19 protein-coding genes are annotated in these 22,584 nt (G+C 66.2%); 3 read left to right on the plus strand and 16 right to left on the minus strand.

Translation table 11 applies throughout. The features are described 5' to 3' along the window. Nucleotides 1-67: 67 nt before the first annotated feature. The 6 genes from HAV22_RS27300 to HAV22_RS27325 form a co-directional block, all read right to left on the minus strand. Nucleotides 68-469, minus strand: a complete 402-nt coding sequence (locus HAV22_RS27300; protein WP_229421450.1) for a VanZ family protein — start codon at nt 467-469, stop codon at nt 68-70. Between the two features lie 108 nt (nt 470-577). Continuing rightward, nucleotides 578-901, minus strand: coding sequence for a hypothetical protein (locus HAV22_RS27305; RefSeq protein WP_166863835.1), 324 nt, complete (start codon nt 899-901; stop codon nt 578-580). A gap of 534 nt (nt 902-1,435) precedes the next feature. After that, a complete protein-coding gene (locus tag HAV22_RS27310; RefSeq protein ID WP_166863837.1) occupies nt 1,436-2,212 on the minus strand; it encodes an SDR family NAD(P)-dependent oxidoreductase in 777 nt (258 codons plus the stop codon). 55 nt (nt 2,213-2,267) lie between these two features. Further along, nucleotides 2,268-2,777, minus strand: a complete 510-nt coding sequence (locus tag HAV22_RS27315) for a TPM domain-containing protein (RefSeq protein ID WP_166863839.1) — start codon at nt 2,775-2,777, stop codon at nt 2,268-2,270. Continuing rightward, a complete protein-coding gene (locus tag HAV22_RS27320) occupies nt 2,777-3,646 on the minus strand; it encodes a TPM domain-containing protein (RefSeq protein ID WP_166863841.1) in 870 nt (289 codons plus the stop codon). Before HAV22_RS27320 ends, HAV22_RS27315 begins: the two co-directional genes overlap by 1 nt. Before the next feature lie 9 nt (nt 3,647-3,655). Further along, nucleotides 3,656-4,267, minus strand: coding sequence for a LemA family protein (locus HAV22_RS27325; protein ID WP_166863842.1), 612 nt, complete (start codon nt 4,265-4,267; stop codon nt 3,656-3,658). A gap of 120 nt (nt 4,268-4,387) precedes the next feature. Between HAV22_RS27325 and pyrF the strand changes: the two genes are divergently transcribed. Next, a complete protein-coding gene (gene pyrF, locus HAV22_RS27330) occupies nt 4,388-5,209 on the plus strand; it encodes an orotidine-5'-phosphate decarboxylase (RefSeq protein ID WP_166863844.1) in 822 nt (273 codons plus the stop codon). Here the strand turns inward: pyrF and HAV22_RS27335 are convergent. The 8 genes from HAV22_RS27335 to HAV22_RS27370 all read right to left on the minus strand — a co-directional run bounded on the left by HAV22_RS27335 (nt 5,197) and on the right by HAV22_RS27370 (nt 16,350). Further along, nucleotides 5,197-6,417, minus strand: a complete 1,221-nt coding sequence (locus tag HAV22_RS27335; RefSeq protein WP_166863846.1) for an MFS transporter — start codon at nt 6,415-6,417, stop codon at nt 5,197-5,199. The genes pyrF and HAV22_RS27335 overlap by 13 nt on opposite strands. Before the next feature lie 268 nt (nt 6,418-6,685). Continuing rightward, nucleotides 6,686-8,134: an exodeoxyribonuclease I gene (gene sbcB, locus HAV22_RS27340; RefSeq protein ID WP_166863848.1), complete on the minus strand. Its 1,449-nt coding sequence runs from the start codon at nt 8,132-8,134 to the stop codon at nt 6,686-6,688. Nucleotides 8,135-8,238: 104 nt separating this feature from the next. Beyond that, entirely contained in the window at nt 8,239-9,192 is a 954-nt protein-coding gene (locus HAV22_RS27345) for a GGDEF domain-containing protein (protein ID WP_166863850.1), read from the minus strand. 95 nt (nt 9,193-9,287) lie between these two features. Next, nucleotides 9,288-10,382 (minus strand): acyltransferase family protein, encoded by a 1,095-nt coding sequence (locus HAV22_RS27350; RefSeq protein WP_166863852.1) that lies wholly within the window; start codon nt 10,380-10,382, stop codon nt 9,288-9,290. Further along, complete coding sequence (locus tag HAV22_RS27355) at nt 10,379-11,011, minus strand: response regulator (RefSeq protein ID WP_166863854.1); 633 nt, start codon at nt 11,009-11,011, stop codon at nt 10,379-10,381. Before HAV22_RS27355 ends, HAV22_RS27350 begins: the two co-directional genes overlap by 4 nt. After that, nucleotides 11,008-12,228 (minus strand): ATP-binding response regulator, encoded by a 1,221-nt coding sequence (locus tag HAV22_RS27360; protein WP_166863856.1) that lies wholly within the window; start codon nt 12,226-12,228, stop codon nt 11,008-11,010. Before HAV22_RS27360 ends, HAV22_RS27355 begins: the two co-directional genes overlap by 4 nt. Continuing rightward, nucleotides 12,218-14,638, minus strand: coding sequence for an ATP-binding protein (locus tag HAV22_RS27365; protein WP_166863858.1), 2,421 nt, complete (start codon nt 14,636-14,638; stop codon nt 12,218-12,220). The genes HAV22_RS27360 and HAV22_RS27365 overlap by 11 nt, the downstream gene beginning before the upstream one ends. Further along, nucleotides 14,635-16,350 carry a putative bifunctional diguanylate cyclase/phosphodiesterase gene (locus tag HAV22_RS27370; protein WP_166863860.1) on the minus strand — a complete coding sequence of 572 codons (1,716 nt, stop codon included), beginning with the start codon at nt 16,348-16,350 and terminating at the stop codon, nt 14,635-14,637. Before HAV22_RS27370 ends, HAV22_RS27365 begins: the two co-directional genes overlap by 4 nt. A gap of 223 nt (nt 16,351-16,573) precedes the next feature. Between HAV22_RS27370 and HAV22_RS31735 the strand changes: the two genes are divergently transcribed. Next, the gene (locus HAV22_RS31735) at nt 16,574-18,199 is read left to right on the plus strand and encodes a methyl-accepting chemotaxis protein (RefSeq protein ID WP_308789244.1); all 1,626 of its coding nucleotides are present in this window, start codon (nt 16,574-16,576) and stop codon (nt 18,197-18,199) included. Between the two features lie 16 nt (nt 18,200-18,215). Here the strand turns inward: HAV22_RS31735 and HAV22_RS27380 are convergent, their stop codons facing one another. Next, on the minus strand, nt 18,216-20,711 hold the full coding sequence (locus HAV22_RS27380) for a TonB-dependent receptor (protein ID WP_371869762.1): 2,496 nt from the start codon (nt 20,709-20,711) through the stop codon (nt 18,216-18,218). Between the two features lie 166 nt (nt 20,712-20,877). Between HAV22_RS27380 and HAV22_RS27385 the strand changes: the two genes are divergently transcribed. Beyond that, entirely contained in the window at nt 20,878-21,678 is an 801-nt protein-coding gene (locus tag HAV22_RS27385) for a helical backbone metal receptor (protein WP_166863864.1), read from the plus strand. Here HAV22_RS27385 and HAV22_RS27390 read toward each other — a convergent pair. Beyond that, nucleotides 21,671-22,584 (minus strand): acyltransferase family protein (locus tag HAV22_RS27390; protein WP_208296388.1); only part of this gene is annotated, 914 nt, incomplete at its 5' end. The genes HAV22_RS27385 and HAV22_RS27390 overlap by 8 nt on opposite strands.

Consider the following 22,584-nt stretch of genomic DNA (forward strand, 5'->3'; position numbering starts at 1 on the left):
ACTGCGTCCCGTTGAGCATGAGCCACGTCAAACTTCTGACGATTCGTGCGGCGCAGCACCGCGGCGTTCAGTACGTCGTGTCGACGGTCGTGCGCGCCGCCAGCCGGGCCAGTACGGTGCTGGCGACGACGGCTGCGGCGACGTCGACGGCCCAGTCGCGCACGTCGGCGCCGCGGTAGGGGAAGAAGCTCTGGATGAACTCGTCGCAGGCGCCCATCACGGCGACCGCCAGCACGGCCTTGCCCGCGCGCGCCAGGGGGCTCCCGGCGCTGCCGGCGAACCACAGCGCGGCGAGCACCGCATAGGCGATCGAGTGCAGCACCGCTCCGGGGGCATAGGCGCCGATGTCCGCGCGTGCGCCGGGGATGTTCCCGGTCGTGATGATGGTCAGGTACATCAGGATCGCGACCGTAAGGCACAGCGCGCGTGCGCGCGGGTTGCGCAGCAGAGAAAACAGGTACGTCGTCATGGCAGGCGAAGCGGAAAAAAGGCTCACCTTACCATGCGTGTCGTGTACTTGCTCAGGCCTCGCGCAACGGCAGCGCACCGCCGGCCGGAGCGTCATGGACGGCCGGCGTCAGATCGTGAGGGCCGGCGCGCCGTCCGGGTAGTGGGCGTCGAAGCAGCTGGCGCAGTCGGCGCAGAACAGGTGGGCCATGCGGACGGCCGATTGGCGCAGGACCAGTTTCAGGTGGCCGCTCTGGCATTTCGGGCAGATTTCGCGGACGGTGCCGAAGGTCATGACTTGAAGGGGCTGGCCCTCATCGTCGAGATGGTCGATCACCATGCGCGGGTTGAGTTCGCTGAGAACCAGGCAATCGTCCGGCTCCGCGTGGCGCCGCCGGCCTGGATGCTCTTGTTGCTCGGGGGGCGACATCGTCTCAGGTACAGGTAAGGTCATTGGACTGGCTCCATTCCATGGTGGATAGTCTCGTCACCACGCGACGATGACGTCGCGAGGTGCAAGTTTCATCATAGCGGAATCTGAAGATGGTTCAAGCACAACAACAAAGAATTGTGCGGTGCGTGGCAGACGCGACAATAAGAATACGGAACAAAAAAAATGCCCGCCGGTGAGGACGGGCACAACCCAAGATCGGGCCAAGAGACGCAGGATCCGGTGCGGTGTGCCGCTCGCGACACACCTTCTACGATCACGCATATCGGTTGCGTGTATGCAGATGGACCCAGTATAGGGACACAATGTGACTTCACCATGACACAAATCAAGCCCGCGTTACTGTTATGGGAACATTCGCGGATGGGATTGGTCGACCAAGGCAAAAAAAAAGCCCGCTGGTTGAGCGGGCTTCAAACTATTTTCTTGGAGGAGAATAGTGGAGACAGGTGCCATTATGTTGCGGCGCGATATATCCGTCCAATGATGAATTTCGATACCTGTCATCACCCGCGCTGATAATGGTCGAGCTCGCCTTCAATCCTTGACGGGGACCGTGTAATTCAGTGCCATGCGGCCGCCGTCCGCGTACAAGGTCTGGCCCGTGATGTACGACGCATCGTCGCTGGCGAGGAAGGCGGCGATACCGGCGATCTCTTCCGGCTCGCCGCAGCGGCCCAGCGGCGTGCGCGACAGGATCTTGTGGCGCGCGTCCGGGCCGGCCAGCACGGCCTGCTTCGCGAGCTCCGTCAGGATCGTGCCCGGGCCGATCGCGTTCACGCGGATGCCGTACTGGGCCAGGCTGACGGACGCCACGCGCGTCAGCTGGTTCACGCCGCCCTTCGACACGACGTACGGCACCTGGTTCGGAATCGCGAGCTCCGCGTTGACGCTCGACATATTGATGATGCAGCCGCCCCGTTGCGTGTCCTCGCGCTTCACCATCTCGCGGGCGACGGCCTGGCTGCACAGGAACATCGACTTCAGGTTGACGCGCAGGACGCGGTCGAAATCGTCCTCCTCGAGATCGAGGAAATCGGCGGCATGCGTCACGCCGGCGTTGTTGACGAGGATGTCGATGCGGCCGAACGCGGCCAGCGTGGCCGCCACCAGCGCGTCGACGTCGGCCTTCGCGCTCACGTCGGCCTGGAAGAAGCGGGCGGCATCGCCGAGCGCGGCCGCGGCCGCGGCGCCGTCCGGCCGCACGTCGGTGAGCATCACGCGCGCGCCCTCGCGCACGAGGCGCTCCGCGCAGGCGAGGCCGATGCCCTGGGCGGCTCCGGTGACGATGGCGACTCTGTCGGTGAGTTTCATGGTGTCCTCGCTGCTGCAATGAAAAGAACAGGCCGCCATTGTAGCGGCCCGTCGTTCACAGCATCACCGGCTGGTCCGGCAATTCGTTCGGCCGCGCGCCACCGGACGGGAAATGGCTGCGCAGCAACTGGTTCACCTGGGCGATCGCGCCCAGCGTGGCCGCGCGGAATTCGCCGCGGGCGAAGCCGCGCGTCATCGTGTCGCACACGGCCTGCCACGTGGCGGCGTCGATTCTGCGGTCGATGCCGCGGTCGGCAATGATATCGACCTTGCGGTCGGCGAGGTTCACGTAGATCAGGACGCCGCAATTGTCCTCGGTGTCCCAGATGCCGTAGTCGGCGAACAGCGCGATGGCGCGCTGGCGGTTCGTCACGCCGGCCCAGGCCAGCGACAGGGGCAGGCCCTTCTCGACGATCAGGCGCACCTCGCCGCGATGCGTCTGCTCGCCGGCCGTGATGGCTTCCGTGATCGCCGTAAGGGCATCGGGCGGAAACGCGCGCTCCGCTTCGTTGCGGGTGCTGAACAGGTGGCGCAGCGCGCGCCGCAAGCGGCTCGGTTCTTCCATCACCAGTCTCCCGAGGCGCCGCCGCCATCGAAGCTGCCGCCCCCGCCGCCGGAAAAGCCGCCACCGCCGCCGTCCGAGAAACCGCCGGAAAAGCCGCCGCCACCGCCGCGCCAACGGTCGTTGTCGTGCTGATGGGCAGCGTTCGCAAGAATGTTGCCGAGGATGAAGCCGGTGGCGCCGCTGCCCCAGCCGCCAGTGCCCGGATAGCCCGGCTGCAGGAGGCGCGTGCGGCGCGGACGGAAGATCGAGCGGACGAGGGCGATGCCGACGATCAGCATGAAGATCGTGACGACGACGCCGGGGCCGCCGTCGTCATCCTGCTGCGCCGGCGTGGTCGTCTGCGCGGGCGGCGCGGGAAATTTTTCCTGGTTGAGCAAGGTCGCGATGGCGCCGACACCGGCGACGAGACCGCCGTACCAGTCCTGCTGGCGGAAGTGCGGGGCGATCGTGTCTTCCAGGATGCGTTTCGACTGCGCATCCGTGAGGACGCCCTGCACGCCGCGTCCCGCCTCGATGCGCAGGCGCCGCAGCGCCTTCGGATTGTCCTTCGCGACGATCAGGAGCACGCCGTCGTCGACGCCCTTGCGGCCCAGCTTCCACGCGTCCGCCACGCGGATGCCGTACTGCTCAATGGCTTCCGGCTCCGTCGAGGACACGAGCAGCACGGCGATCTGGCTGCCCGTCTTCGCCTCGTAGTCGGCCAGCACGCCTTCCAGTTTCTGGCGCTGGTCCGGCGTCAGCATGCCTATCTCGTCGGTGACGCGCGCGCGCAGCGCCGGCACCGGCTTGAATTGTCCCTGCGCATGCGCCGAGCAGGCCAGCAGCAAGGTCAGCATCCAGGCCCACAGCAGACGGGGCAGGGCGTTCATGGCTCGGCCCTATTTGCCGAAGTTGACGGTCGGCGCCGTCGAGATGGCTTTCTCGTTCTCGACGGTGAACGACGGCTTCGCCTGGTAGCCGAACATCATCGCCGTCAAGTTGGTCGGAAAGCTGCGCACCGTGATGTTGTAGTCCTGGACGGCCGCGATATAGCGCTGGCGCGCCACCGTGATGCGGTTCTCCGTGCCCTCCAGCTGCGATTGCAGGTCGCGGAAGCTGGCGTCGGCCTTCAGTTGCGGATAGTTTTCCGACACGGCCATCAGGCGCGACAGCGCGTTCGACAGCTCACCCTGCACCTGCTGGAATTTCTGGAAGGCTTCCGGATTGTTCAGCACTTCCGGGGTGATCTGGAAGCTGGTCGCGGCCGCGCGCGCCCGCGTGACGGCTTCCAGCGTATCCTTTTCGTGCGTCGCATAGCCCTTGACCGTGTTCACGAGGTTCGGAATCAGGTCGGCCCGGCGCTGGTACTGGTTGACGACCTCGGCCCAGGCGGCCTTGACGGCCTCGTCCTTGGCCTGGAACTGGTTGTAGCCGCAGCCCGACAGCAGTGTCGCGGCCAGTACGGCGGCCAGCAGCAAGCCGGCATAACGCGTGAACAAGGATGGTTTCATCTGGCGATCCGTAACAAGTTGTCGAATAGCCAAAATATACCTGAAATGACCAGGGATTGGCGATACGGCCCGGGCAGGGCGCTACAATAGCGGGTTTGCAATCAGATCAGAGAGGCCGCCATGAACTTCATCGACAAACTCAACGCCGCCTGGACCCGCAACGATTCCCTGCTGTGCGTAGGGCTCGACCCGGACACGGCCCGCTTCCCCGCGCACCTGCAGGGACGCCCGGACGGCATCGTGGAGTTCTGCAAGGCCATCATCGACGCGACGGCCGACCTCGCGTGCGCCTTCAAGCCGCAGATCGCGTATTTCGCCGCCCTCGGCGCGGAAGACCAGCTCGAAGCGATCTGCCGCTACCTGCGTGAACAATATCCTCACATCCCGCTGGTCCTGGACGCCAAGCGCGGCGACATCGGCGCCACCGCCCACCAGTACGCCCGCGAAGCGTTCGACCGCTACGGCGCCGACGCCGTCACCGTCAACCCGTACATGGGGTTCGATTCCGTCGAGCCGTACATGGCGTGGACGGACCGTGGCGTGATCGTGCTGTGCCGCACGTCGAACGCGGGCGGCTCCGACCTGCAGTTCCTCGACGTGGGCGGCCGGCCGTTGTACCAGCACGTGGCGCGCCTCGTCGCGGACAAGTGGAACAGGAACGGCCAGTGCGCCCTCGTCGTGGGGGCCACGTTCCCGGAAGAACTCGCGCAGGTGCGCGCCATCGTGGGCGACATGCCGCTGCTCGTGCCGGGCATCGGCGCGCAGGGGGGCGACATCGAAGCGACCGTCAAGTCGGGCCGCACGGCGTCCGGCATGGGCATGATGATCAATTCCTCGCGTGCCATCCTGTACGCGCAGCCGCAAGGCGGCGAGGACTTCGCCGCGGCCGCACGACGCGCGGCACGCGAGACGCGCGACGCGATCAACCGCTACCGGGGCTGAGCCGGGCTACGTGTCGCCAGGTAGCGCAGCCCGACCGCCAGCGCCGCGAAGCCGGACGCGGCGGCCACGCCCAGCGCCCAGCGCGGACCTGCGTGGTCCGCGACCCAGCCGACGATCGGCGCCCCGATCGGCGTCGTGCCCAGTGCGATGCCGAGCCGCAAGGCCATCACGCGCCCCCGCATCGCGGGTTCGGTGGACAGTTGGATCAGGCTGTTCGACGTGTTCGTGAACGTGAGGCCCGCGACGCCGGTGAGCGCCAATGCCGCAGCAAACCAGACATAGCCTGGTGACACGGCTGCCAGCGCGCAGCCGACGCCGAACACGCCGGCCCCGACGACGAGCGCCCTGAACTGCGTGCGTTCGCGGCTCGCGGCGAGCAGGGCGCCGACGACGCTGCCCACGGCCATCGTGGACGACAGCAGGCTGTAGCCGCGCGCATCCGTGTGAAAGACCGCGACGGCCATCGTGCCGATGAAGATCGGGAAATTCAGGCCGAACGTTGCGATGAGGAACAGCATGCCGAGGAGCGCCATCAGGTCCGGCCTTTTCCACACGTAGCGCATCCCGTCCAGCATCCCGCGCCCGCCCGCGCTCCCGTGCCCGCGCGGATGCGCGTGCAGGTCGTCCTTGCGCAGCCACGTCAGCGACGCCAGCACCGCCACGTACGACATGCCGTTGACGACGAACGCCCACCCGGTGCCGACATCGGCGATCAACAGGCCGGCCGCGGCGGGACCGACCATCCTGGCGGCGTTGAACGACGTGGAATTGAGCGCGACCGCGTTGGGCAGATCGGCATCGCCGACGAGCTGCGCGACGAACGTCTGGCGCACGGGCGCATCGAACGCGGCCGCGCAGCCGAACAGGAAGGCGAACACGTACACGTGCCACAGCGCGACGACGCCGGCGACCGTCATGACGCCCAGCGCCAGCGCGAGCACGCCCATCGCGGCCTGCGTGACCATCATGAGCTTGCGCTGGTCGACGTGGTCGGCGACCCAGCCGGTCCAGGGCAGCAGCAGTAATTGCGGACCGAATTGCAGGGCCATCACGGTGCCGACGGCCGACGCGTTATGGTGCGTCAGCTCGGTGAGCACGAGCCAGTCCTGCGCGGTGCGCTGCATCCACGTGCCGACGTTGGAGACCAGGCAGCCGGCGGCCCAGAGCCGGTAGTTGTAGCTTTTAAGGGAACGGAATGCGCTGGCCATCAGTGTTTTTGTAGGGTGGGCGGCTCGCCGCCCACGCGGGGCTACGTGACGGTCGATCCGTCGATAACGCGGTTCGTCCGTGCGCACGCCGGTTGAACGCGTGGGCACGTTTCATTGGATTGATCCCCCCGGCCCCAAATGCGCACCCCACGTGTTCTCGATAAAGCCGGCATTTGGTGGGCACCCTGTGCCCACCAAATGCATGCGTTACGGCTGCGCCATGGTGGGCGGAGGGCCGCCCACCCTACGGGACCGCGACGGGCACGCATCAATACCGGCTTGGCGCAATCATCTCCGCGTAATCATACAGCGCACCCAGGATTTCCTCGGCACGCTCGTCCGCCGTTTCGGACAGCGCGTCGATCTCCGCGAACAGCTGGTCGATCGTGCGCGCGCCCCCGGCACCGTCGAACAGGCGCGCGGCGCGGTGGTCTTCCCACGCCTGCTGTTCCTCGTCGGCCAGCGTGTGCGGGAAGTTGCGGGCGCGGTAGCGGAACAGCAAGTGCCCCAGGCGCTCGTCCTCGAAGGACGGGCGCAGCGCCGCCAGCTGCGGCGGGGCCTCCGTCCGCAAGGACTCCAGCCGGCGCCGGTCGCCGTTCGACACGAAGCCGCCGTACAGGTCTTCGTCGACGTCGACCGTGGCGGGACTCGCCTCGCGCTGGAACACTTTCTGCCACACGGCCGCCATGTCGGGCCCGCTTGCCGCGACGCGCGCGTGCGCGAGGCACTGGTCGACGTCGAGCTCCCACCGCGCCGCCATCTGCGTGCTCAGCGTTTTCAGGTTACCGACCAGCATCGGCGACTTGTTCAGGTGCACGCTCTTGATCGGCAGGCGCGTCATCCCGTCCGGCATCTCGGCGGCGCGGGTGAACAGGCGCTGGCGGATCGTCTCGACGTTCAGGTTGAACAGTTCGGACGGGTCGTGGCGACAATCCCACACGAGGACTTCGTTCTTGTTCGTCGGGTGCGTGGCGAGCGGCCAGACCATGGCGAGGCAGCCGCGCTCGGCCGGGAACATGCCCGATACGTGCAGGAATGGCTGGCGCAGCGCGCGGTCGAGGTGGAGGCCCATCTGTTCCGCGACCTTGTCCTTGCGGCGCAGTTCGAGGCAGAAGTCGAACAGTTTCGGTTGCTTGCTGCGCAGCAGGCGCGCCAGCGCGATGGTGGCACGCACGTCGGACAGCGCGTCGTGCGCGGCCTCGTGCACGAGGCCGTTGTCGCGCGTGAGGTGCTCGAGCTTGAAGCTGGGGCGGCCGTCGTCGTGGCGGGGCCACGTGATGCCGTCGGGACGGAGGGCATACGCCATGCGTACGACGTCGAGCATGTCCCAGCGGCCACAGCCGTTCTGCCACTCGCGGGCATATGGATCCATCAGGTTACGCCACAGCAGGAAGCGCGTGACTTCGTCGTCGAAGCGGATCGTGTTGTAGCCGACACCGATGGTGCCCGGCTCGGAAAACGCGGCGCAGATGCGGGCCGCGAACTCGTGCTCGGGAACGCCGTGCTCCAGGCAGTGCTGCGGTGTGATGCCGGTGATCAGGCACGCTTGCGGATCGGGCAGGTAGTCGGGCGCCGGCTGGCAGTACAGCATGATCGGTTCGCCGATCTCGTTGAGGTCGGCGTCGGTGCGGATCGCGGCGAACTGCGCGGGACGATCGCGCCGCGGTTCCGCGCCGAACGTTTCGTAATCGTGCCAGAGGAAGGTGTGGTTGCTCATTGTGATGCCGGACGGCGCTGATCAGTGACGACGCGCCATTCTAACTTGCATGATTCGCATGGCCTAGCACCGGCTCAATCCGGTGTGCGGAACCAAACAGGCGTTCAGGTGCCGATTCGGTCGCGGCCCGCTTCCTTGGCGCGGTACAGCGCCGCGTCGGCCGCCTCGACGAGGCCCCGCTCGTCCTGGCCGGCGACCAGCGTGGCGACGCCGAGCGAACCGGTGATGTGCGGCAGCGGCAGGCGCATGTCGTCGAACACGATGGTTTCGCGCATGCGCGCACACAGGCGCTCCGCGACCATCACGGCCTGGGCCTGCGGCGTGGCCGGCAGGATCGCCATCATCTCCTCGCCGCCGTAGCGCACGGCGAAATCGGTCGGGCGCAAGGCCGCACGGATCACGCCGGCGGCAGCCACCAGGGCGGCGTCGCCCGCCATGTGGCCGTGCGTGTCGTTGAAGCGCTTGAAGTGGTCGAGGTCGATCATCACGAGCGACAGCGGGCCGCTGTCCTGGCGCGCGCGGGCGACGAGCTTCGGCAGCGCGTCGTTCAGCCAGGCGCGGTTGTACAGGCCCGTGAGGGCGTCGTTGAGCGACAGCTGGCGGTAGAACTCGCCCAGTTTCTGGCGGCGGCGCAGGCGGGCGTTCGTCGCGCGGATGCGGAACGACATCAGCCGCAGCAGGTTGCGCGCCACGCCGTTGTGGCTCTCGATCAGCTGCCACACGAGGTCGGGCTCGATCACCAGGAGTTCGCTGTCTTCCAGCGCGACGATGGCGTCCAGGTTGGCGGCGTCGTCCAGCACGGATTGCTCGCCCACGCTTTCGCCGGGCAGGATGCGGTCGACGTTGCCCTCTCCCAGCGCGGCTTCCACGGCGAGGCTGCCCGCGAGCAGGATGTACAGCCGGGCGCGCAGGCCGTCCTCGAGCGCCTCGCCCCGCGGCAACCGCACGATCCGGCAATCGGCGAGCGCGCGCGCGACGGCGGGATCGTCGATGTCGCGAAAGAGCTGCAGGTCGCGGATACGGTAGGGGGATGCACCGAAGGTGCCGGTCACGATCATCGGATTTGACTGCCAGGCGACAACTTATATTGACAACCTCTCATGATACCTGAAAGAAACACCAACGCCGATGCCTGGCGCCGATAAACAACAGTTCAATGCGCCGCTGTATGCCATACGGATGTCCGCTCCAGCGTGGCGACCAGGCGCGCGCCGCAAGCGATGCCCGGCTGTTCGACCCAGCGCCAGGTAAGGGTGGACAACGCCGCCGTGGCGCTCAGGACGCACAGGAATTCCAGCACGCTCCCCGCATTCGATCCGGCGAACCAGGCGGCGGCACCGGAATGGGAGAATGCATCGAGCACTGCGAAATGCAGCAGGAAAATGCTGAAACTGCGCTTGCCTAGCGCGATCGTCACGCGGTTCACGAACAGCCGCGCGGGCCGCTGCGCGAGCAGCAGCGCGGCGCCGGCAAAGAAGGCGCCGACAGCTGGGGTGCACAAGGGCTGCGGGGCCCGCCACCAGCACACGGCCGCGACGAGCATGCACAGCGCCGCACCGGCGGCGACCCGCCAGTCCGTTGTGCCGTACCGGAACGCCGTCGAGGCGACGACGCCGGCGGCGAATACGGGCAATTGCCCGAAAAAATTGAACCGGATGAAATTTGGCACAAGATAGTGTTGCTCCGCCGGGTAGGTGAACAAATGGGGTACGACGATGGCGTTGAGGATGAACAGGACGAGGCTGGTCCCAAGGAACAGCAGGGTCGATCGGGCCGTGCCGAGGGCGGGCAGGCATAGTGCCAGGCTCGCGTAGAACTCCATCTCGGCGGCGATCGACCAACCGCCTGGTACGACGGCGTTGATCGTTTCCGGATGGAACCCATGCACGAAGAAGATCGTGGCGACGATGCCGGGGATTTGGATGCCGTTCGGCGTCCAGTAGCCGGGCGCCATGCCGTGGAGTCCAAGATACAGCGCGATCGCCAGGTAGAACATCGGCGCAACCCGGGCGACGCGCCTGATCAGGAAGTTGCGTAGCGGACGCGATTCACACCGGCGCCGGCGTACCCACGACAGGCACAACGTCAGTGCGCTGACGACAAAGAACAGGTGGACGCCGGACGCGCCCAGGTTCATCACTGCGCGCAGCATGGCACTTGGAGGCATGGCCTGGCGACCCGTATGGACGAGGACGACGCCAGCGATGGCAAGACCGCGCAGCGCGTCGATGACATCGAACCGCTTCATTCGACCAGTCCGTGCAGGATGGCGTACCGGACCAGGTCCGTATGGTTCATGAAGTTCATCTTCTGCATCAGGTGCGCCTTGTGCGTGCTGACCGTCTTGTTGCTGATCATGAGCTCGGCCGCAATGTCGTTCACGCTACGGCCCCGCGCGAGCAGCGCGAAGATTTGCGCCTCGCGGTCGGACAGTTGTTCGTGCGGCGGGGTGGCCCCTGGCTGTGCGACGTCGAATACGAGTTGCTCGGCCAGTGCGGGGTCGATGAAGCGCCCGCTCGCGACCGTCTTGCGGATTGCCGCGACGAGCATTTCCGGTTCGCTGTCCTTGGTCAGGTAGCCGGACGCGCCGACCTTGAACACCTGGCGCACGATCTGCGGCTCGTTGCGCATGCTCAGCACGAGGATAGCCAGATCCGGGAAGACGCTGCGTATGCGCGCGATGAGGTCTGTGCCGCTCATGCCCGGCATGGTCAGGTCGAGCAGGACCAGGTCGACTGGCGTATGGCGCAGGAACTCGAGTGCTTGCGCGCCGTTGACGGCCTCGCCGGCCACGTCGATATCCTGCACCATCGCGAACAGGTGCTTGAGCCCGCCCCGTACGATGGCGTGATCGTCGGCGATCAGTATGCGGATCATCGTATCTCCAGCGGGCTGGCCACCGGCAGGCGGACGGACAGCGACGTGCCCTCGCCGGGCGCGCTGGAGATGGAAAATTCCCCGCCCAGCATTTCGACGCGTTCGCGCATGCCCACCAGGCCGAACTTGCCCCGCTCGACGCCGTCCGGCACGAAACCGCAGCCGTCGTCGCGCACCTCGAGCAGGCACTGGTTGTCGCTGGCCTGCAACGTCATGCGGACCGAGCTGGCCCGCGCATGGCGCGTGACGTTCGTCAGCGACTCCTGCGCGACGCGGAAGATGGCCAGTTCGATCCCGTCGTCCAGCCCGAGCGATGGTTCCGGCACGACCAGTTCGCAATCGATGTCCGAGCGCGCGCGGAATTCCTTGACCAGCCACTCGAGCGCCGGCACGACGCCCATGTCGAGCGTGGCCGGCCGCAAGGCCGAGGACACGCCGCGCACGACGCCAATGGTACGGTCGATCAGTTCGTTCACCTTGCCGACGTGGTGCGTCAAGGCGGGGTTGTCCTGGCCGAATTCGACACGCAACAGCGCGATCTTCATGCGCAGCGCCGTGAGCGCCTGCCCCAGCTCGTCGTGCAGTTCGCGCGCGATGTGCATGCGTTCCTCGTCCCGCGCCTGCTCCCGGTGCGCGGACAGTTCACGCAGGCGAACGAGGGATTCTTCCAGCCGCTGCTCGCTTTCGCGCAACGCGGCGGTGCGTTCGGCGACCAGCAGTTCGAGCCCTTCGCGGTAGTCCTGCAGCCGGCGCTCGGCGACCTTGCGTTCCTCGATTTCGCGCTGCAGGCACGCGTTGCGCTCGGCCAGCATCGTCTGCATGTTGCGAAGGTTCAGGTGGGTCCGGACGCGCGCCGTCACTTCGTCGATCTGGAACGGCTTGGTCACGTAATCGACGGCACCCGCCCTGAAGGCCGCCACCTTGTTCTCGATATCGAGCAGGGCCGTCATGAAAATCACGGGAATGGCGCGCGTGCACTCGTCCTCCTGCAGGCGCCGGCACACTTCGAAGCCGTCTATGCCGGGGAGCATGATATCGAGCAGGATCAGGTCCGGATGAACGAACGTCGCGCGGCGCAAGCCTTCCTCGCCGTCCTGTGCCACGACGACGCGCACGCCGTCGTGCTCCAGGGCCTTGACGATCACGTCGAGATTGGCCGGGGTGTCGTCGACGATCAGGATCGTCGGCCGGCCCGAATCCAGCGGTTCAATTTGCATCTGCTGCCTCATGAAAACGTTCCACCAAAGCCAGGATCGCCTTGGATTGATAGCTTTCGGCGAGCTCGACGAGCCGGTCCGCGAACGGATGGTAACGGTCGTCGAGGCTGGCCAAGTGCCGTGCGTGATCGACGATGTCGGCCATGTTCCCGACCATCGCCAAGCGGTACAGCAAGTCCATTTCTCCGGGCGGTGGCGGCACGAGGTCGTCGGCACGCGGGCCGCCGGCCGGCGGCACGCCGGCCGGCGCGCGGTCGATCACCGGCAGGTCCAGCTCGAACCAGAACCGGCTGCCCTTGTCGACCCGGCTCTCGACCTGGATGTCGCCACCCATCAGGCGCACGAACTGGCTGCTGATGAACAGGCCCAGGCCGGTGCCGCCGAGCTTGCGCTGGTGGTCGCCCGCCTGCTCGAAGGGCTCGAAGATCGTATCGATCTGTTCGTGCTCGATGCCGATGCCTGTATCCTCGACCTCGAACAGCAGCCGCCCCGGGGGCGTGAAGCGCACGCGCAGGGCGACGCTGCCGCGGTCGGTGAACTTGACCGCGTTCGACAGCAGGTTGAGCAAGGCCTGGCGCAGGCGCTGTTCGTCGGCGCGGACGATGGCCGGCAGGTCCGCCGGCGGCGTGAACAGGAACGCGACCTGCTTGCGTTCGGCGCGCACGCGAATCATCTCGGCGATGGTATGCAGGAATTCCGCCAGTTGCACGTCGGACGGCGCGAGCGCCAGCTTGCCTGCCTCGATCTTGGCGGAATCGAGGAAATCGTCGATCAGCGTCGTCAACTGTCCGCCGCTCTTCTGGATGACGCGCAGGCTCGCCGCGTGCTCCGGCGGCAGCACGGCGTCGCGCTGCAGTAATTGTGCATAGCCGAGGATGGCGTTCAGCGGGGTGCGCAATTCGTGGCTCATCTGCGTCAGGAATTCGCTGCGTTGCCGCGCCAGGCGCTGCAATTCCTCCGTGCGCGCCTGTACGCGCTGCTCGAGGCTGCCGTTCAGCTCCCGTAGTTCGGCCTGCGACTGGCGCAATTTCTGGATTGTCGCCGACAACATCCGGTGCGATTTCCGCAGCCGCACAAGGAAGTAACTCGTGCCCGCCAGGAAGGCCACGCAGGCGCCGAGCACGGTCCACGTCCAGCGCTGTCTCAGTGCGCGCTGCTCCAGTTCGAAAGCCTGCTGCTCGTTGCGGCGCGCAAGGTCGTCGATCGCGCGCTGCTTGGTTTCGGTCTCGAAGCGTTGCGCCAGTTCGAGCATGCGGGCGCCCGACTTCTCGACCGCTCCCTTGGCGCCCATCTCGGCCGCCTCGATCGACAGCTCGTAGGCGCGGCGGTGCTCGCCGCGCGCCGCGTACACGCCGGCCATGCGGCGCGCGCTGTCGCTCATGTAGAGGGGGAAATTGATTTCCTTGGCGATCCGGTAGGCGCTTTCGGCGTCGGCCCACGCCGCCGCCAACTGGCCGGCCTGTTCGTTGGCCTTGCTGCGCGCGTTGTACAGGAACCACAGGCCGATGCGGTTGTGCTGCCCGAGGTAGATCGACTCGACCTCGCCGTACAGGGGCATGGCCGCGGACACCAGTTTGCGGTTGCGTAGCCGCTCGGCCAGGTTCAGCATGCCGAAGCCGAGGCCCGTCGACGTGTGTACGGCGCGGAACGTGTCGATGGCCTTGCGGATATCGGCTTCGCCCCCGGGCGCGTCGCCGAGGTCGCTTTTGGCGTTGCCCATGCCGGTCAGCGCATAGCCTTCCAGCAGGTTCAAGCCTGCGCCATGCGCCGCCTCGTACATCTTCGTATAGTGATCGAGCGCCTCCTTGTGGCGTCCGCTCAGATCGTAGGAGATCGCCATGCACTGGCGGGCGTAAGCCAGCTCGAGCGGATCGGCGAAGCGCCTCGCCGTTTCCATCTCGCGCATGCACAGGGTGACGGATTCGTCGAACTGGCCGATGCGGCGGTACATCATGGCCGTGCGGAGCATGGCTTCGCCCTGCAGGTCGCGCCGGTTCACGCCTTCCAGCACGGTCATGCTGCGCAGTGAGTAGGTGACGATATCGTCGACGCGGCCGCGGAAGATCGCGTTCACGGACAGGTTGAGGTAGGCCTCGGCCTGGCCGGCGCGGTCCTGGACCTGCAGGGCCAGTTGCAAGGCCTGCTCCGCATGCACCTGGGCGTCGTCGGTCCGGGCCTGGTAGACCTCGGCGCGCGCCAGTGCGTTGAGCGCGCGCGCGCGGTCGATCGGCGTGGCGCCCAGCGGCACATCTTCGAGCAGCTGCGTGGCGCGCTGATAGGCTTCCTGCACGTCGCGTTCGGCAAGCAGGCGCATCGTCTCGACCTGGCCGCGCCATTCTTGCAGGGACAGCGCGCGGACCCCGCCGCTGAATGCGAGGCATGCAAGGAGCACGAACAAGTGGCGCTTCATCGTACTGGACTCGTGGTGTCGGACAATAAACGTTCCATGATAGCAGGCTCGGACGAGGTTGCCGCCAGTTCCCGGCGGCCTGGATGCAGGACCTCATCCAGCGCCGCGCCCGGCATCGGCGCACCGAACAGGTATCCCTGCACGAAGCGGCATCCATGCGCTTTCAGGCAATCGACCTGGGCCGCCGTCTCGACCCCTTCGGCGACGACCTGCAGCCTCAGTGCCGAGGCCATCGACAGGATCGCCTTGACCAGTTCGCTCTTGGTGGCATCCTGCGGGATGTCGCTGACGAACGAGCGGTCGATCTTGATTTCGTCGACAGGAAACCGGTTGAGATAGCCGAGCGCCGAATAGCCGGTGCCAAAGTCGTCGATCGAAATCACGAGGCCCAGCGCGTGCAGCCGGTCGAGCGTGCCCGCGATGTCCTCATTATCTTGCAGCAGCACGCGTTCGGTGATTTCCAGCTTCACCCACTCCGGACGGCAGCCGTTGGCGACCAACACGCGCTCGACCGTGGCCACGAAGTCATGGCGGATGAATTGGCGCGCGGAGACGTTGACCGAGACGGCGATCGGCCGGTCCAGCATGGCGTTTCTGGCGACGATGTCGCGGCAGGCGGTAGCGAGGACCCATTCTCCAATGTCGACGATGAGGTTGGATTCCTCGGCGATCGGAATAAATTGGTCCGGCGGGAAGAAACCCTGGCCAGGGCGCTGCCAGCGCAGCAGGGCCTCGACGCTGGCGACCGATCCGTCGCGCAGGTCGATTTGCGGCTGGAAATACAGCTCGAGTTCGCCGCCGCGCACGGCCTTGTGCAAGGCGGCCGCCAGCTCGAGCCGTGCCGCCGAGCGGGCCGTCAGCTGCGCCACGTAGAACTGGACGCTGGTTCGTCCCGCGCGCCGTGCATGATTCAGCGCCGAACCGGCGAAACGGAACAATTCGTCGTCGGCGACGCTGTCGTCCGGGCACAGTGCGATGCCGACGTCGGCCGACACGATGACCTCATGGGTGTCGAGCAGGTAACGGGCGGTCAGCGTGTCGATGAGCTTGCGCGCGACGAGTTCGGCATCGTCCGGCCCGCGCACGCCGGGCAGCAGCACGGCGAATTCGTCCCCGCCCAGCCGCGCCACCGTTTCGCCGGCGCGCAACTGGCATTGAAGCCGCATGCCCGCCTCGCACAGCAGCGCGTCGCGGGCGCCGTGGCCGAATGAATCGTTGACTTCCGCCAGATCGTCCAGTCCAACGATCATCAGCGCGCACCCGGTACCGGTGCGGGCCCCGTCGGCAATTGCCCGGCGCACGCGATCGGCCAGCAGCGTCCGGTTCGGCAACCCGGTCAATTCGTCGAACAGCGACAGTGTGCGGAATGCCTCCTCGCGCCGGCGCAAATCGTTTTCCACTCGCTTTTGCCGGATGAAGGGCTTGCGCAGTCCGATTGCGTAGACGCCGAGGGCAACCGAGCCCGTTAGTCCGGCCGACAGCAAAGCCATCTCCAGTGCCGCGTTCCCACCCATGCTGCCGTCGCGCCTGGCCTGGAGCAAGAACACGAGGAGCGCGCAGGCGAGGGCCAGCACGCTGCCGCCGGCCAGGCTGATGATCCTGATGGTGCGCGCGTCCTGACGCCGTCGCCGAAGCGGCGGCAGCGTCAGGGCGCGGGCCTCCAGGGCGCACCGCCGTGATATTGGCCGCCGCCGGCCTGCCGTACTCTCCATCGTCCCTCCGGTTGCCATCGGTTGTTTGATTGCAAGTTTCGATACCGGTCGAGCATGCCGAAGACAAGGGCGTTTGAAAATCAGGCAGTCTTTATTTTTGGGTAGTCCTTGATGATGGGGGATATAAGGAAATCCTGATATCGAATCGGGATGGGCCGATTTTCCACGCCACTGTTTTCCGGCATCATCATATTTCTATTTGTAAATACGAAAACATTCAATCATGAAACTGTCCATCCGTACGAGATTCTTGGGAGCGATAGGGCTTATTCTCGCTTGTCTCCTTGGCTCGAGCGTGTACTTCCTGGTCAAGCTGGCCCACGTAAATGCCGAGCTCGAGCGCATGTACCGAATCGACTTCCACGACGCCGCGCTCGTTTCGCAAGTCGATGGCCTGCTCACACGCGTCGACATCAATATCCTGCGCATGATCGCGATCGGCACGCCCGACACGATCGCGGTCTGGAAAAAGGAGAACGCCGAGCGCTTCGGCAAGGTCGACGCCATTATGGAAAAGCTGGACGGCGGCGGCGAACGTGGTGCGCCGGCGGCGTTGCGCGATTTGCAGGATGCGTATCGGAAGGTGCGGGCGGGCATGAGCCGCCAGGTCGCACTGATTGAGAAAGGCGATGTCGCAGGCGGTGCGGAAGTCAACCGCCTGGAAGTCAAGGACAACGCGACCCGCGTGTTCACGCTGCTGGCTGGCATGAAGCAGGATCTCGAAACGACGGCGGCCACCCGATTCGTGGAGCAACAGGCGGCGGCGCGGACGACGCGCGTGGTGGCGATCGGCATGGTTGTGTTGATCGCCGCCGTTGCCGCCATCATCGGCTATTGGGTCGTGCGGAATCTCCTTGCCCAGTTGGGCGGCGAACCGGATTACGCTGCTGCCGTCGTCGGTAAAATCGCCGCAGGCAACCTGTGCGCCGATATCGAGGTTCGCGACGGCGACCGATCGAGCCTGTTGTTCGCCATGGCATCGATGCGCGACAGTCTCGCCCGCGTCATCGGGGAAGTCCATGGCGGCACTTCCACCATCTCCTCGGCTGCGCGACAGATTGCCAGCGGCAACGCCGATCTATCCGCGCGCACGGAACAGCAGGCGTCGGCGCTCGAGGAAACTGCATCGTCGCTCGACGAGCTGACCTCGACGGTCGCGCAGAACGCCGACAATGCGCGGCAGGCCAATCAGCTCGCCGTCACGGCATCGGAGGTCGCCGCCCAGGGCGGGGCAGTGGTGGCGGAAGTGGTCGACACCATGGGAGCGATCAATGAGTCGGCCAGGAAAATTGTCGATATCATTTCAGTTATCGACGGTATCGCGTTCCAGACGAATATCCTGGCACTCAATGCAGCCGTCGAGGCGGCGCGCGCCGGCGAACAGGGACGGGGCTTTGCGGTCGTCGCGGCCGAAGTGCGTAATCTCGCGCAACGCAGTGCCAATGCGGCCAAGGAAATCAAGATACTGATCGATGACTCGGTGAAAAAAGTCGACACCGGCAGCAAGCTCGTGTACCGGGCCGGTGCGACGATGGGGGAAGTGGTCGGCGCGATCAGGCGGGTGACCGACATCATGGGGGAAATCAGCACGGCGAGCCAGGAGCAGAAGGCTGGCATCGAGCAGGTCGGCAAGGCCATCGCCCAGATGGATCATGCAACGCAACAGAACGCCGCCCTGGTCGAGGAGACTGCGGCCGGCTCCGAATCGTTGCGCGAACTGGCGGACAACCTCGCGCACGCCGTGGGCATGTTCAAGATTGAAGGCACCCGTCCTGCGCCGGCACGGCCGAAGCCGGCCCCGGCGGTGCGCACGAAGGCGCTTGCCAGCGCCGACCGGGAAGAGGTCTGATCACAATGTCGAGCCGTCACAGGCGCAGGATGGCAACGATGCCGATCTGCCTGTCGTTGAGCCACGCGCTCTGGGGCCGGGTCGCGACGCCGTAATAGGACGAGCGGACGGTGCGCAACAGGTTCGAGCCCTCCAGCGACAGAGTGATGCCGGCGCCGCTCCGGACGCTCAACGACGCGTCGAGCCAACCGTAGCCGCGCATATAGATCGGCAACGAACCGACGCCCACGACATTGGTGTAGCTGCTCAGGAATTTGCTGCGCCAATTGTAGGCGACGCGTGCCGAGACCGCGGCCCTTTCGTATATGCCGACCAGATTGGCGCCGTGCCGGGACAGGTTCGGCAACGGCTGGTTGCCGCCGGTGGCGCTGTTCGGCATGTCGCTGCGGATATAGGTGTAGCTGGCCTGCATACCCAGTCCGCGCATCCAGTCCGGCACGGTGTCGAAGAACTGCTGATAGCCGGCCTCCGCGCCCGCGACGCGGGCCTTGTTGCCGTTGCGTGGGCGGCTGACCTGATACACGACGCCGTCATGCATTTCCGGGCTGCTGACGTTGCTGATGAAACCGTCGATGTGTTTCAGGAACACCGTCGAATACAGCGACGTCACCGGATCGACATAGCGTTCCGCGGCCAGATCCCAATTCGTCGACCGGATGGCCTTCAGGTCCGGATTGCCGGCGTTGCCCTGGTTGAGCGACGGATTCACGGTGTTCGGGGTCAAGGTCAGCGAGGGCGACAACTGGTTGAAATCGGGATGCGTGATCGTATTCGATGCTGCCGCGCGCAGGTAGAGGTCGTCGCGGAGGCGGTAGCGCAAGTTCGCACTGGGCAGGATGTCGGTCGTGCCACTGTCGACGTCGATGGGGACGACCGTCCTTGCGGCCGGCACCGTCCGTGACCCCGACACCTGCTCGCGGGTGTGAACCACGCGCAGGCCGGCGTTCCCGTCGACCGGTGCGTTAGCTCCCTTGAACGTCGTCATTACATACGCGACTCGCGTGTCCTCGCGGATGTCCCACAGCGAGAGCGGATTGGCGGACGGTGGTATCGGCGCGTTGATGCCGAACGCGTTGCGCAGGCCGGTCGCATTGCGGGCGGTGGCCGGATTCCCCACGAGGTAGCTGCCGATGCTGGGCACGCCCTGGCCGCGGAAGAAATCGCTGTACGGGTTCGGCATCACGTAAGCGGGCTTGTCGGATGCCTTGAGCCCGCCGGCGCCGGCATCCGCGACGATTTGCCCCGGCGCGTTGCCGGCGCCGCGCCGGGCCAGGCGCACCCCCGCGGACACGGCCGTGAAGAACGGATGCGCCAGCCGCCAGGTACCGTCCAGCCGAGCTGCCGTCAGGCTGCCGTCGTACGGGCGCGTGCGGTAGGTGACGTCGGTATAGCGGAATCCGGCCGGGTCGAGCAGGTTCGTGCCGGCGACGCTGGTGGCGGGAACCTTCGTCGACATATCCTGCGTGAAGCTGGCGACCGTGCCGGCAAGATCCGGACCGGCGTAGAACAGGTAGTCGCTGCTGGACGTGCGGCTGAGATCGGCCGTGAGCGTCAGCGCGTCGGCGCTCCAACGGCCGCCGACGGCGAACTGGCGCGTGCGGTCCGTCGTATCGCGCGCGAAGCTCAGCACGGAAATGGGCGCATTGGTCCACGTGATGCGCTCCAGGTCGCTTGTCCCGGGAAACAGGCGTGCGCTGCCCGCAGCGAAAGTGTGCGACGGCAGGATATTGATCTGGTACGAATTCTGGGTCGTCTTGAATTCCGCGTAATGACCTTCGGCGTAAACCTCGAGTGCCTCGTCCGGGCGCCATTGCATGACAAAGGCGCCGGCATTGCGTTCGCGGTCGCCGATGCTCGTGGTTTCCGTCGTGCCGTTGGGAACGACGACGCGCTGCCCGGGGACGACGTCGTCGCGCGTGACCGGATTGCCGGCCGACTTCTGGTCTTCGCGCCATGCGCGCTTCTGGTGCGCCAGGCTCACGAGCAGGCCGACGTCGCCGCCGGCTGTCTCGCGGCGGTCGCTCGCGAGGAAGGACAACTGGGACTGCGACCGTCTGGCGAGATCGCCCCGGATCATGCGCACCGAACCGGCGATCCTTCTGCCGCTGAAGTCGAAGGGACGGCGCGTACGCAGGTCGATCGAGCCGCCGACGCCGCCCTCGAGCTGGTCGGCGGAAGACGTTTTGTAGACGTCGATGCCGGCCAGCAGCTCGGCGGGGATGTCCGCGAAATCGAAATTGCGGCCCGTGCCCGCCGTGAAGACTTCGCGTCCGTTCAGCATCGTCTCCATCTGCGTGAGCCCGCGAATCGCCACGCCCGCGCCTTCGCCGCGGTCGCGCAGGATCTGCACGCCCGTGATGCGTTGCAAGGACTCCGTGACGTTGATGTCGGGCAGCCGCGTCATGTCCTGGGTGACGACGGCGTCGACGATGCCGAGCCGCTCGCGCTTGATGTCCTGCGCAGATGCCAGGCTCGCGCGTTTGCCTTCGACGACGACGAGGGGGGACTGCACTCCGGAGGCCTCCTGCGCCCGGGCAGGACCCAACAGCGTCATGGCCAGTGACACGGACGCCGCGATCAGCGATGGTTTGCAATGTATTGACATCATCATATGATACCTTAATGAAATATCAACGCCAATGCTTGGCCCCGACAAACGATAGTGTTTTAATATTGGCATGACATCCACACCCGATTTCCTGGCCGACGCGCTCGGCCACCGCCACGTGCAGGCGCCCGATGCGCGCATCGTCTGCCTTGTGCCCTCGATCACCGAATTGCTGTGCGACCTGGGCCTGGCCGGCAAGCTCGTCGGCCGCACCGGCTTCTGCATCCATCCGCGCGACGTCGTCGCGTCCATCCCCAAGGTGGGCGGCACGAAGGACGTGAACATCGGGAAGATTCGCAAGCTCGCGCCCACGCACGTCGTCGTCAACATCGACGAGAACGAAAAGCCCACCGTTGAGAAACTCGCCGAATTTGTGCCGCACCGCGTCGTCACGCATCCGAACACGCCGCGCGACAACCTGCACCTGGCGCGGCTGATGGGCCGGATCTTCGGGGCGGAGGATGCCGCCGCGCGCTGGTGCGCAGCGTTCGAGGCCGAGTACGCGGCACTGCACGCGTCAGCCAAGGGCCCGGCGCGTACCGTGCTGTACTGCATCTGGCAGGACCCGTGGATGACGGTGTCGAAGGACACGTATATCGCCAGCATGCTGGCCGAACTGGGCTGGCGCGTGCCGGACCTGGGGACGGACCGGTATCCGCGCTTTTCCTGGTCGCAGGCCCTCGTCGACGGGCTCGACGCCGTGCTGCTGTCGACGGAGCCTTACCGCTTCACGGAAGACCACGCGGATGCACTGGAAAAGCAGCTCGGCGTCCCTGTCTATCTCGTCGACGGCGAGATGATGTCGTGGTACGGCAGCCGGGCGCTGGCCGGGCTGCGCTATCTGCGCGCTTTGGGAGCACAGGTCAGGTAAAGGCCGGCGCGCTGCCGCGGCGGGCCCACACGTTGCGCAGCCACTTCGCGACGGGCTGTTCCACGCAGCGGTGCACGACCAGCGCCGCCACGCAGGCCACGGCCACGGCGCCGGTGAGCAGCAGGGCGCCCGGGCCGGCATAGTGGAACTTGTGCGCCACGTCGACGGCGATGCTGATCGCGATGCCGTGCGTGAGATACAGCGGATAGGACAGCGCGCCCAGCAGGGCGGCGCCGCGGCCCACGCGCAGGCTGCCGGCCGTTTTGGCCGCGACGAGACCCAGGAAGATGCAGGTGGAACTCACGCCGTACAGCAGCACCGGCAACAGGCCGTGCTCGGACATGCTCTTGTAGAGACCGGTATCTTCCACGAGGCCCGTGGCCAGGAAGGCGAGGCCGCCCGCGAGCGCGGGCAGCCGCGGGAAGGGGACCGAGCGGTGGCGCACGATCCAGACCACGCCCATGCCGAGGAGGAACAGCAGGTTGTACGGCGAGGCGAGTGTCCTGATCGTGTCGCTGGCCAGGCCCGCCGGCAGGCCCAGGTCGACCACGCGCGCCGTGCAGAACAGGATCGCCCACGCGAGCAGCACCCAGCGGCTCCCGCGCACGCGCCAGATGGCCAGGCCGAACAGCGCGTAGAACAGCACTTCATGGACGAGCGTCCAGGACTGGATGAGCATCGGCAACTGGCTCTGCGGCAGGAGCAGCACGGATTTCAGCCAGAAGATCCACTCGAACGTTCCGGCGAACCAGCTCTTCGCGGTGATCAGCACCATCACGGTAAGCGTGTTCCCAGCACCGTGTTGAGCTATCGAGGTCGATGCGAGATGATACTCGTCACACCGCTGGGAAGCGGAGTTCAGCCGGCCAGGTTGGCGGCACAGTTCCAGGGCAGGAAGTCGTCGAC

The organism is Telluria antibiotica (assembly GCF_011682055.1).
In the GTDB taxonomy this organism is placed as follows: domain Bacteria; phylum Pseudomonadota; class Gammaproteobacteria; order Burkholderiales; family Burkholderiaceae_D; genus Telluria; species Telluria antibiotica.